The following is a 12,000-nucleotide window of genomic DNA, read 5'->3' as shown; positions in this document are numbered from 1 at the left end:
TTGATCGCCGGACTCCCGACTCCGGACTAATATTATGGCAATAAAACAGTAAAATCGCCTCCCAGTGGTTCGAAGTTTTCTATGCACGATGAAAGAAAATCTTCTCCATAGTTTACATACATGGGTGCAATATTCAAGGTTCTTTCCTGAAGTGCTCCATTCGGGAAAAGTCTTTTCTTTACATTATCAATCTGCAGCAATGCTGTTTCATGTTTCCTTTTCTCTGCGCGGAATAGTTTCTTCTCCAGGTTAGCCAATAAATGATTGGTCCGCTGTTTTGCTGTGTCTGTTGATACGGAAAGCGTTTTATCTATTTTATAGGCATTTAGCTTAATTTGATCGAAAATGCTGTTAATGGCTCTGGTTTCATCAGCCAGGCTCAATTGGGCAGTTGTATTTCGCTTTACCCAAATGTTTTTTAACGCTTCAACTGGTAAAAATATATCTTCTAAAGAAAAACCTAAATGGTATAAATTCTGCGCACTGCGTTTATCAATCAATAAAGCTGAGTTACGAAGCAATAAAACCGGGAAATCAACTTTATAAAAGTCGAAATTTGCCTTTAACTGCATCCAGTAAGCTACTTCTGCACCGCCACCTATATAAGCCAGGTTTGGTAAAATCACTTCCTGGTACATGGGGCGCATCACCACATTCGGACTAAAACGCTCGGGATGTGATTCAATTTCGGCTTTTAGTTCCGTTTCCGTAAAACTAATGTCTGTATGATTTACAATGTATTTTCCTTTTTCGAAGATCAAACGCTCACGCAGATTGTCGATAAGGTAAAAGAAGTTAATATCACGGCCATTCACCTGGGTTTTATAGCCTAAACTCTCCAGGTTTTTTGAACTTTCGTCGATATTTTTTGCACTATTATGCTGAATGATATCTTCGGTAATGATATTCGCGAATTGCTTTTTTAGTTGTGTATCATCAGCATTTACAATCACCAGGCCATATTTCTCGAATAAGTTATTCACTAGGAACCTGGTGGCATCGGCTAAATTTTCATGTTCTAAATAAGCCTGCTCTACCAATTTGGCAATCCGTTTTCCTTTTTTAGAGATCCCGAGGTATCCTTTATAAGCCGTTACTGCTGCGGCAACTGTTTTGGTGCTTAGTCTTCCGGTGGCGCCATTCGTTTGCTGTATCCAGCTAATGTTCTTTTCATCAACACTTACATGGTTAATTTCATCAAAATCGTGATCCTCTGTCGCCATCCAATAAACCGGAACAAAGTTTTTATCGGGATGTGCCATTTTTAACTCGATGGCTAAATTAATGGTAGTTACAATTTTGTAAATAAAATAAAGCGGCCCGGTAAAAAGATTCAACTGGTGGCCTGTTGTAACCGTAAAGGTATTCGATGAGCCTAAAAGTTCTATGTTTTTGGTAACCGATTTGTTTGGCTGTAAATGTTGGTATTGATCTTGTAAAACCTGAACTAAAGTTTCTCTGTTCCCTAGAAAATTTCTATGCTCAATTGCTTTGGCTAAGCCCTCCATATCAGGACGATAGCTGTAAAAAGCTTTAAGCTGTTCTTCGTCGTTAATATAATCTAAAACCAGTTTTGAAAATGATCCGGTTTCCTGATATGAAATATATTTTGCCTGCATGATGTGCGAAAGTAATGCAATTTAAGGATAATCGTAAAGTCGCGCCACTATTTTACAATTGTTAAATAATTTTTTGCCACGACCACTTGCCGTCATGTCATTAAATTAAGAGTTTTTAACCACAGATGGATACAGATGTTTATATCTGTGTGCATCCTAATTTATCTATGGTAAATTATGTTTACCCATGAGCATGGCTTAACTTAAGGACATTGGCCTTGCTCTTCGGGCACGGAAGCACAGAAACTCTGCATGGTTGCCCTTCTGAGCGGAGTCGAAGGATCTTTAGGATACAAAATAATTAAAGGTTGCTTTCAATCGCGCCAACTTTTTCGCGGTACAAATCAATCGGGCTATCTAAAAGTACTGCAATTACGGTTAATTCAGGATCTAATTTATCTTTAGGTACCTGAATGTAAACAATTCCCGGTATTTTGCTCCAATACAGTTTGTTATAAATTTCGTGCGGCAGCATGGTACCTTCTCCCACAATCCTGATCCTGCTGATGTTGTTTTTTAAACCTTTAATGGCAATTGGCCCGGTTGGTGTGCCTTCTACAAATAAGTAAAGGGTTTGTTTATCTGCAGAAAGTGCCGTATTGCCCTGGTAATGTCCTGCCGGAATTCCACCCGTTGTTTTGTATAATGCTTCTGCATTTTTGATTACCCAGTTGCTAATCTTTTGATCTGCGCTTTTAATTCCAGGGTTAAAGTCTAAGCCATCAGCAGGTAAACCGGTATTTTGAAATACATTTGTACCTGCATTTAAGTTAATGGCCAGCCTGTTCAGATTTAAGTTGGTTAAACCCCGTTGTTTGGGCGCAGCATATAAGTCTGCGAGCGAAAGGATTTCCTGTTTGTCTTCATCGAGCTGGATAGGGCCGTTTAATGATACTTTTAGAACGGTTACATCGCTGTCAAAGTCTGCTTCCTTAAAATTAAGGAGATAATCTGTTTCATTTAGCTTAATTGTATTTGGCTGTGCTTTGCTGCCAACTACTTCAATTTTGTTGATTTTTGATTTTATACCTGATAGTAAAATCCCATTTTTGGTTTTATAATCGAGATACAGGTACAATACATCTTTGTTTTTGGATAAGGTAGTTTTACCGATAATATGCCCATCCGGGATTCCGGCCTGTGTACCATAAATGGCCTCTGCATGTTTTTGAGTCCAGCGGCCTAAATCTTTTAAAATCTTAACCTGTTCTGGCGCAATAGTTCCATCTGCTTTCGGTCCAATATCAAGCAATAAGTTACCGCCCATGCTGATACAATCAACCAGCGTGCGGATGATCATGTTTGATGATTTATAATGATTGTCATAAGGCTGATAGCCCCACGAATCATTCATGGTATAACAAAGTTCCCATTCTGGTGAGCTTGGTTTTACAACGGGAACACCTTGCTCCGGTGTATCGTAATCGCCATGCCCGTTTAAGCGAGAATTGATAATGATGTTCTGATTTACCTTGCGTAAATTTGTCAATATATTCTTGGCCTGCCATTCCTCTCCACTATGTTCCCAATCGCCATCAAACCATACCAAATCAGGATTATACCTGGCCGACAGTTCGTTTAATTGCCCTTGAAAGTAATTCTGGAATTTTTTAAAGCGTACTGGATCCTGTTTATAATCATAACGTTTCCTGTCGCGGGTAAAACCATCATAGTCCGGGTAGCTCCAATCAGGTAAAGAAAAATATAATCCTGTTTTAAGTCCCGATTTTTTAAGTTCAGCCGCAAATGGAGTGATTAAATCTTTTTTTGCAGCGCTATTTTTTAATGTGGTAGTGGCTAAGGGAGCTTTACTATTCCACAGGGCAACACCATCATGATGTTTTGTGGTAATTACAGCATATTTAGCACCACTTTCTTTAATCAGTTTTACCCATTCTTCTGGTTTGTATTTTGCAGCGGTAAAACCATCAAGCTGTTTCATGTAGGCATCATGATTGATATAATTGTTAAAAAACGACCACGATTCGGAAATGCCATTAACCGAATAAATACCCCAATGGATGAAAATGCCCAGTTTGGCATCGGCAAACCATTGCATTTTTTGATCAGAAACCTTTTGTTGAGCAGAAAGCCCGCTGTGGATGAATAGTGAAGATAAAATGATGAAAAACTTTAAATAACGCATGATCGTGTTTAGTATATCTAAACGTTAAATATAATGTTTTACAGCTGTTTTTTAAACAAAAATTGGGTGTGAAGTCAGATATTACCATCTGACTGGAGATTAATTTAGTAAAGGAATTGTAGATGGATATTATATTGATTGAAAGGTAACTATAGAAGCCTTAAATTAAGAATCTGTTATATGTCAGATGGTAACATCTGACATCACATATATCTGTTGATGCGACACCGAACAGATATACTAATAGATTTAGCTTCGCTGAGCACTTCGTGGTTCTCGACTGCGTTGCCCTCCGCTCGAAATGACGATCCTCAAAACAACAAAATTTACCCATAAAAAAAGCCGCTCTGAATAATCAGAACGGCTGTAAAATATTTGGTTTAGTGATTTACCATTTTTTTCTGCGTTCGCCACTGCCACCTTCACGGTTTCCGCCTTCTCTGCGTGGACCTCCGGTGTTGCCACCTTTGTCGTCACGGCTACGTCCAGAGAAATCTCTGAAACCGCCACCGCTATTTCCGCCTTCACGTCTTCCGCTACCGCCGCCAGAACTTCTTCTGTCGCCGCCGCCACGATAACCGCCGCCGCCACCGCCGCTTCTGCGTTCACCGCCGAAACCACCGCCACCGCTACGTCTTTCGCCGCCACCGCGTCTTTCTCCTGCGCCTTCACCACGACCACCGTCTCCACTTTTCTCGATACGTACCTGACGACCGTTAAACTCAACAGATTTAAAGCCTTCAAAAACTTTGTCAGCTACATCGTCTTCCACTTCAAAGAAAGAGAAAACACCTTTTAAATCGATTTTACCAACGCTTTTGCCACCAATTTTACCGTTGTTACAGATAAATGACAACATATCGCCACGGGTAAACTCATCCACAGAACCTAAGTTGATGAACAAACGGGTGTAACCTTCGCTACCACGTCCACGTCCGGCACCTCTTTCGCCTCTGTCTGCACCACGATCGTCGCCAACTGCTGCATTTAAATCAGGTGCTTTAGAATAGTAATCCAAGAAACGGTTAAATTCTAATGAAGCAAAACGTTTAATTACATCTTCTTTTGATAAATCAGCAAATTCATCCATAATACGTGGAATGTACTGATCAATCTGTTCGTTATTAACTTCTACATTGTGTACTTTATGTACCAAAGAGAACAATTGTTTTTCACAAACATCAAATCCTGTAGGAAGCTCAGCTTTGGTAAATTGTTTACCAATAATACGTTCTAACTGACGGATTTTTCCTAATTCTTTAGAGTTGATGATACAGATAGAGATACCGGTTTTACCAGCACGACCAGTACGGCCAGAACGGTGGGTATAACTTTCAATTTCGTCAGGTAAAGAGTAATTGATTACGTGAGTTACGTTGTTTACATCGATACCACGTGCGGCAACATCAGTAGCAATTAATAATTGCATGTTACGCTCACGGAAACGTTGCATAACTTTATCACGTTGTTGTTGCGATAAATCGCCGTGTAAAGCGTCAGCATTGTAACCATCTTTAATTAAGTGCTCGGCAACATCTTGTGTATCCAATTTGGTTTTACAAAATACTACGGCAAAAATTTCAGGGTTAAAATCTACAATACGTTTTAAGGCAGCATATTTATCACGTGCACGAACAATGTAATATTCGTGTTCGATGTTTACGTTACCTGTATTTTTTGTGCCCATGGTTAATTCAACAGGGTTATCCATATAGTTTTTAGCTATACGGCGAACTTCTGCAGGCATTGTAGCCGAGAATAACCAGGTTTTTTTGTCATCAGGAGTAGTTGATAAAATATCGTTGATGTCGTCCTGGAAACCCATGTTCAACATCTCGTCAGCTTCATCAAGCACAACATATTTAACGTTAGTGAAGTCAATGGCTTTACGGCCAATGATATCCAACATACGGCCGGGCGTGGCCACTACGATCTGAACGCCTTGGCGTATTTCGCGTAGTTGTTGCATAATGTTCGCGCCACCGTAAACGGCAACAACGTGGGCATTAGCAACGTTTTTAGAAAAGTTTTTAAGGTCGTTAGCGATTTGCAAGCATAACTCACGGGTAGGGCATAAAATTAATGCCTGCGGTTTTGTTACTTTAAAATCGATTAGTTCTAACAGCGGCAAACCAAATGCGGCTGTTTTTCCTGTTCCTGTTTGGGCCAAACCAACAAAATCATTAGTGCCTTCTAACAGTACAGGAATACTTTGCTCCTGAATAGGTGTTGGAGTTTCAAATCCAAGATCCTTTACGGCATTAACGACGTCATCACTTATCCCCAATAATTGAAATGGGTTTGTCATTCGTCTTTTTATTTTTAATTGAGCCGCAAAGGTAAGGTTAATATTCCGTATTTCACAGATAATCAAGTAAATAGTTTTTTAAGCTAAATATTTGAAAATAAGGAGGTAACAGTCGATGCAAGATGGATGATGAAAAAGGTAAGGTGTAGAAGGTTTTAATTGAGGTCGTGATTGCGATAGGAACATGTGTTTTTTGTTTGGAAAGCGGCTGTCTTGGGCTTAGGTTGCCTCAGTCCCGTTTTTCGTTTCAATCTTTTTAAACCTTTCAGGTTTTTAAAAAGGATTTCCACTTCAACCGGGTTTAGGTGGCTGGGGTAATGCAGCTATTTTCGTTTGTATTTGAATAACCACTTGGGCAGTTCATCAGTTAAAATTGCGGGAGCGAAAATATCGTTGTGGGCCAGATTGTCGAATTCCCAAAACCTGATTTTATTGTTGTATTTTAACTCTTCAAAAAACTTTTCATCACTATTAAAAGGATTCTCCGTATCCATATTTCCGTGGATCAACCAAATTGGAATGTTCGTGAGTGTTTTTACTTTGTCGAATTGCGGTATGCCGGAAATGCTTATACCTGCAGCGAATAAATCAGGCTTTAACGATAGGGCATTGATCACCGAAGAAGCGCCCATCGAAAAACCGATGAGGTAAATCCTTTTCTCATCAATATTTAAAGTGTTTTTTAAGCTATCAATCAGCTGTAATGCGGTTGTTAAACACGGCTGTGGTATAGAAGTAAGTATATTTCTGCTTTGGTCCATCACGTAATTTGACGATCGCGAAGGGAACTGCGGTGCCAAAATAAAAGCTGGGAATTTTGCCTGTGTTTCATCCGTAGCAAATAGTTTTGCCAAAATACCCAGCTGGCTGCTATTGTCGTTTCCAACCGCATTTGATCCATGAAATACAATCACCAGTGGAAGTTTTCTGTTTGTACTTTTTGGTTTTAACAAGCGGTATACAATTGGTGTATCACCAGCGCCTTTGAATTCCCCTTTCGTAAAAATATCGGCATTTAAACCTTTTATTTCCGCTATTCTCTGTTTAAGGTAGATCGAATCGACACTTTTAGCGATTTTGGTTTTCCCAAAAGTATGGATGCTTTTGTTGCAAGCACTTAAAATAGCTGAACTAATCAGTAGAAAAAAAACAGATTGAAAAATTTTCTTAAACATCAGAATGTGTTCTTCTTTTCTAAATTAGGTAGAGATTCATCAATTCTTCTAGCCAGTTCCGGTAATTTGATTGTTGGTACCGCGGGGAATAAATGGTGTTCTAGGTGATAAAACATGCTGAAAGTAACCTTGTTTTTCCATCCCTCTCTTTGTGTTCTCGCAAAATCAGGATTTTCCTCTGTATCATGATGAACTGACCAAACAGCGAAAAATGCCATTAAAAATTCAGCGATTACCATTATAATTACGTGATAAATTAAGAAGTTCACCTGAAAATAAAAGATCAGACTTAAAAATCCAATGATGGATAATAATTCAATAATTACATTTTTGACATATTTCTTATTGCCCAATTGTAAGGTAACTTTATGGATTAAAAACATATGTATAGGGCCGTAAAGTATTGCTCCGTACCAAGTCATTCCCGCAGATTTGCCTTCATAATCTTCTTCAGTTAGGCAATATTTGTGGTGGCGGATATGATTAAATTTGATGGCATGTATTGAAGATACCATTAAGATGCTATTAAAATACAAAGAGAACCACGTTAAGAATTTGTTTGTTCCCAATGAATTGTGAAAGCCATTGTGAACTTGCCGTAATCCGGTTAAGAAAAAGAATGCCGAAAATGGTAGTGCAATTAAATAATAACCATAGTAAGCAAATGTTAAGGAAATCAATAACCATGGGATTGTTAAGTTGTTTTCTATCAACATTTCTTTTATCGAAAGGCTCCTTAAGTCTTTCCATTCAACTTTTTTGAGTATTTCTGAGTGCGTCATATTACGATGATTATGTGAGCGTTTGTCGGTATTCCTATCGCAACCTTTCGGCCGAACGGATCAATCTTTCGTCTTTATTGATACCGAAAATGCCCAGTACAACGAATAAAATAGCCAAAGCAGGTAGGTACGCTCCAGCACCAAAACTAGCACCTTCAATACCGCCAGGTAGTTTTTTAGCATAAATGCTGCACCAAAAAGCAAAACCTCCAATTAGTATCATCGAAATAATTGCAATACGTTTTTGAAAACTTCTTTTTTTATAGTTGAAGATATTCATTAAACAAATAAATGCAACAGCGATATTGGTAATAATTAAAGGTAAAAAAGATTGAACTTTAAGACTTATGCCTGCTTTAATGGTTAAAGTTTGGTATAGCCCGGTGGTGTATACCGCTGATTCTGTTCCTGCAGCATCTTTTGTGGCGATAGGTAAAAACAACATTAAAGTCAAAGTTAATGCAGCTAAAAAAAACCAGATCGATTGTATTCTTTGTATCATGTTAATTTTTTAATTTAAAAGCAAACTTAGATAAAATTGCCATTGCTTGCAATTGTGATTTAATCGGATTTATTTGTTATGCCGTCATTTTTTTACTGGCTGTAAGGCGGTGAAATGCGAATCACTGTAAATGAATTGATAATGGCCATCAGGATATAGTTTTAAAGATGTTCCACAGGTAGCTAATGTATTAAAAATGTTTTTACGTAAAAATCCGTTGTCGATAATGATGTTCTTATTTCTAAGTTTTAATTTGTTAAAGTTTTTGCCTTTTTCCCTAAATTGATATACCGATGATTTAGGATGGGCATTTTGATAGGCCGCAATATAGAGGTTCATCCCATTTACTACATTGGAAATATATTCATTGCTTTGTTGGTCTAACATATTCCAACAGTCGTCATTATTAAAATCGTATTTAATAATAATTGTATCTTTTACAACACTACCAGAAGCATTGAATAAGTAATTTCGAATACTATCTACTTTTGCCAGTTCGTAAACTCCACTATGCTCTTTGTTAGTCCCGTATAATTTAAGTTCTGCACAAGAAAAAATAATCATGCAAATAGTAAGGAAAGCGAGGGTTGTAATGATTTTGATTTTCATAGCGCATTTTAGATTCTTGATGAGAGATTATAAATCTATAATTTTTTTAGCTATTTAATATTTTACAGTCGAAATATATTTAATTCCGCTTTACTAGGCCATCTAATAAAAGGAAAAAAGTATTTTTGCATCGCTTTGAGTAAAAAAAGGTATTTCATCCAATTGGCTTATGATGGCAGCTTGTACCATGGCTGGCAAACACAACCTAATGCAATCACCGTTCAGGAATTGTTAGATAAGGCGATGTCTGTTTTTTTTCGGCAACCAATCGAAACTTTGGGCTGTGGCAGAACGGACGCAGGCGTACACGCTACTGATTTTTATGCGCATTTTGATGTTGAAGGTGTAGAAGAGGCAAAGGTTTTAAGTGCGGTAACCGGTATCAACGCTATGTTGCCTTATCAAATTGCAGCAAAACGGATTATACCGGTACATCATGATGCCCATGCCCGCTTTGATGCCACTGCCCGTGCTTATAAATATTACCTTCACTTCGAAAAGGATCCTTTCAAACTTAACCGATCGTGGTTGGTTAAAGATAAATTGGATATGGAAGCGATGAACAATGCAGCGGCACTGTTATTAAATTATACCGATTTTTCGTGTTTTAGTAAATCAAACACGCAAACTTTTACCAATAACTGTAAAATAACTAAAGCCGTTTTTGAACAACAGGAAGATGGATTGGTTTTTACCATCCAGGCCGACCGTTTTCTACGCAACATGGTGAGGGCCATTATGGGTACTTTGGTACAGATCGGTAAAAAAGAAATAAATTTAACAGATTTTAAAGCAATTATAGAAAGTAAAAACCGTAGTAAGGCTGGTCAATCTGTGCCTGCCTGCGGTTTGTATTTAGTGAAGATAGAATATCCTTATATAAGGTAGAAGGTTAAAGGCGTAAGGCGGAAGGTACAGCGACCGCCATGAAAGAAATAGAAGGCTAGGTCGCCACTTTATTAGAAAGATATTAGTATTTAATTTTTTAAGATTACATAAGGCCTTAAACCCTAAACCTTACACCCTAAACCCTAAGCATGGCAGTTACAGGAGACGTATACAACACCGGATTACTGAAACGTATTTTTCAATACGTAAAGCCTTACCGTGCCGTTTTTGTATGGTCGGTTATTTTAACCATTCTGCTTGCAGCCATTTCTCCCGTACGTCCGTTTTTAATTAAGTATACACTCGATCATTATATTTTAACTGGAAATTATTCTGGCCTGGTGAATATGACCATGTTGATGATTTTTATGTTGATCTTACAAACTTTGATTCAATATAACCACACGCTTTTAACCAATACATTAGGTCAATCGGTTATCCGCGATCTTCGGATCAATGTTTTTAACCACATTACAAAACTCCGCTTAAAGTTCTTCGATAAAACACCCATCGGACAATTAATTACCAGAACGGTTTCAGATCTGGAAACCATTGCCGATATCTTTTCAGAAGGTTTAATCTCGATGATAGGCGATAGTTTGCAGGTGGTGGTAATTGTGTGCGTAATGTTATATACCGATTGGCAATTGAGTTTAGTGGTGCTTTTACCCATTCCGTTATTGATTATTGCTACCCGGAAATTTCAGAAAGCAATTAAGGTGGCTTTTCAGGAAATCAGGAATGAGGTTTCTAACCTGAACACTTTTTTACAGGAACACATTACAGGCGTTTCTATTGTGCAGTATTTTGCCAGGGAGAAACAGGAATACAGAAAATTCTATGCTATTAACAAGCGCTATCGCGATGCTAATATCCGTTCTAATTGGTATTATTCTATCTTTTTTCCGGTGGTGGAGTTAATCTCGGCCATGTCCTTAGGTTTGTTGGTATGGTATGGCGCAAAAAGTATTCTTTCTAAACCATTAGATGTAACACCCGGAACCATTACACAGTTTATTATGTACCTGGGTATGGTTTTTACACCAATCCGCCAGCTGGCCGATAAGTTTAATACGCTGCAGATGGGAATGGTGGGTGCCGAACGTGTTTTTAAAGTTTTGGATACTGATGAAACTACGCCAAATACGGGGACGCAAAAGCCAGCCAAATTAGACGGGGATATTAAATTCGAAAAGGTTTGGTTTGCCTATAACGACGAGAACTACGTGCTGAAAGACCTTACATTCGAAGTGAAGGCTGGCGAAACTGTGGCCTTGGTGGGGGCAACGGGTGCTGGTAAATCTTCCACAATTAATATCCTGAACCGTTTTTATGAAGTGAAAAGGGGAGATATCACTGTAGATGGCATTCATATCGAAGATTTTGATCTGGATTACTTAAGAAGCCACATTGCTACTGTACTTCAGGATGTTTTCTTGTTTTCTGATACGATTTTAAATAACATTACACTAAATAACCCCGAAATTACCATCGAAGAAGTAGTGAATGCGGCCAAAAAAGTTGGTGCGCACGATTTTATCGAACGTTTACCGGGTGGCTATCAATATAATGTGATGGAAAGAGGTGCTACGCTCTCGGCTGGTCAGGCACAGTTGATTTCGTTTATCCGTGCCCTCGTGCATAATCCGGCTATTTTAGTTTTAGATGAGGCCACTTCATCAGTTGATACCGAAACAGAATTACTGATCCAGAAGGCTATTGATAACTTAATGGAAGGCCGTACTTCAATTGTAATCGCTCACCGATTGTCCACCATTCAAAAGGCCGATCAGATTATTGTGCTCGATAAAGGTGAAATTAAAGAGAAAGGCACACATCAACAGTTGTTAAAATTAAATGGCTACTATAAAAAGCTTTACGATCTGCAGTTCTCATCCAAAGGGATAGCCAAAGTTTAAGCGTATTTATTCTCAAGGATTTTCTTAATTTAACAGCTTCTTAAACCCAATA

The 12,000-nt window shown here is 38.3% G+C and carries 9 protein-coding genes; 2 read left to right on the top strand and 7 right to left on the bottom strand.

All coding sequences use genetic code 11. The features are described from left to right. Positions 1 to 32 precede the first annotated feature (32 nt). The 7 genes from bshC to ACTJKN_RS18945 form a co-directional block, all read right to left on the bottom strand. The gene (gene bshC, locus ACTJKN_RS18975; protein WP_440827303.1) at positions 33 to 1,619 is read right to left on the bottom strand and encodes a bacillithiol biosynthesis cysteine-adding enzyme BshC; all 1,587 of its coding nucleotides are present in this window, start codon (positions 1,617 to 1,619) and stop codon (positions 33 to 35) included. Positions 1,620 to 1,920: 301 nt separating this feature from the next. Beyond that, on the bottom strand, positions 1,921 to 3,765 hold the full coding sequence (locus ACTJKN_RS18970) for an alpha-L-fucosidase (RefSeq protein ID WP_440827302.1): 1,845 nt from the start codon (positions 3,763 to 3,765) through the stop codon (positions 1,921 to 1,923). 388 nt (positions 3,766 to 4,153) lie between these two features. Continuing rightward, positions 4,154 to 6,073, bottom strand: a complete 1,920-nt coding sequence (locus ACTJKN_RS18965; protein ID WP_440827301.1) for a DEAD/DEAH box helicase — start codon at positions 6,071 to 6,073, stop codon at positions 4,154 to 4,156. Positions 6,074 to 6,396: 323 nt separating this feature from the next. Continuing rightward, positions 6,397 to 7,248 (bottom strand): prolyl oligopeptidase family serine peptidase, encoded by an 852-nt coding sequence (locus tag ACTJKN_RS18960; protein ID WP_440827300.1) that lies wholly within the window; start codon positions 7,246 to 7,248, stop codon positions 6,397 to 6,399. After that, positions 7,248 to 8,030, bottom strand: coding sequence for a fatty acid desaturase family protein (locus ACTJKN_RS18955; RefSeq protein WP_440827299.1), 783 nt, complete (start codon positions 8,028 to 8,030; stop codon positions 7,248 to 7,250). Before ACTJKN_RS18955 ends, ACTJKN_RS18960 begins: the two co-directional genes overlap by 1 nt. A 34-nt stretch (positions 8,031 to 8,064) precedes the next feature. Then, positions 8,065 to 8,532: a DUF4293 domain-containing protein gene (locus ACTJKN_RS18950; RefSeq protein ID WP_440827298.1), complete on the bottom strand. Its 468-nt coding sequence runs from the start codon at positions 8,530 to 8,532 to the stop codon at positions 8,065 to 8,067. An 84-nt stretch (positions 8,533 to 8,616) separates the two neighbouring features. Continuing rightward, positions 8,617 to 9,141 (bottom strand): hypothetical protein, encoded by a 525-nt coding sequence (locus ACTJKN_RS18945; protein ID WP_440827297.1) that lies wholly within the window; start codon positions 9,139 to 9,141, stop codon positions 8,617 to 8,619. 135 nt (positions 9,142 to 9,276) lie between these two features. Between ACTJKN_RS18945 and truA the strand changes: the two genes are divergently transcribed. Continuing rightward, a complete protein-coding gene (gene truA / locus ACTJKN_RS18940) occupies positions 9,277 to 10,029 on the top strand; it encodes a tRNA pseudouridine(38-40) synthase TruA (protein WP_440827296.1) in 753 nt (250 codons plus the stop codon). A 149-nt stretch (positions 10,030 to 10,178) separates the two neighbouring features. Continuing rightward, a complete protein-coding gene (locus ACTJKN_RS18935) occupies positions 10,179 to 11,948 on the top strand; it encodes an ABC transporter ATP-binding protein (RefSeq protein ID WP_440827295.1) in 1,770 nt (589 codons plus the stop codon). The last annotated feature ends 52 nt before the right edge of the window (positions 11,949 to 12,000 follow it).

Source organism: Pedobacter sp. 22163 (assembly GCF_052045595.1).
Lineage (GTDB): Bacteria > Bacteroidota > Bacteroidia > Sphingobacteriales > Sphingobacteriaceae > Pedobacter.
Note: the sequence above shows the minus strand (reverse complement) of the source record. Positions and strands in the feature narration are given on the sequence as shown.

Excerpts from the sequence above, each read along its gene's own strand:
- ACTJKN_RS18960 (WP_440827300.1), bottom strand. The coding sequence starts at position 7,248 with ATGTTTAAGAAAATTTTTCAATCTGTTTTTTTTCTACTGATTAGTTCA.
- ACTJKN_RS18965 (WP_440827301.1), bottom strand. The coding sequence starts at position 6,073 with ATGACAAACCCATTTCAATTATTGGGGATAAGTGATGACGTCGTTAAT.
- ACTJKN_RS18970 (WP_440827302.1), bottom strand. The coding sequence starts at position 3,765 with ATGCGTTATTTAAAGTTTTTCATCATTTTATCTTCACTATTCATCCAC.
- bshC (WP_440827303.1), bottom strand. The coding sequence starts at position 1,619 with ATGCAGGCAAAATATATTTCATATCAGGAAACCGGATCATTTTCAAAA.
- ACTJKN_RS18950 (WP_440827298.1), bottom strand. The coding sequence starts at position 8,532 with ATGATACAAAGAATACAATCGATCTGGTTTTTTTTAGCTGCATTAACT.
- ACTJKN_RS18935 (WP_440827295.1), top strand. The coding sequence starts at position 10,179 with ATGGCAGTTACAGGAGACGTATACAACACCGGATTACTGAAACGTATT.
- ACTJKN_RS18955 (WP_440827299.1), bottom strand. The coding sequence starts at position 8,030 with ATGACGCACTCAGAAATACTCAAAAAAGTTGAATGGAAAGACTTAAGG.
- ACTJKN_RS18945 (WP_440827297.1), bottom strand. The coding sequence starts at position 9,141 with ATGAAAATCAAAATCATTACAACCCTCGCTTTCCTTACTATTTGCATG.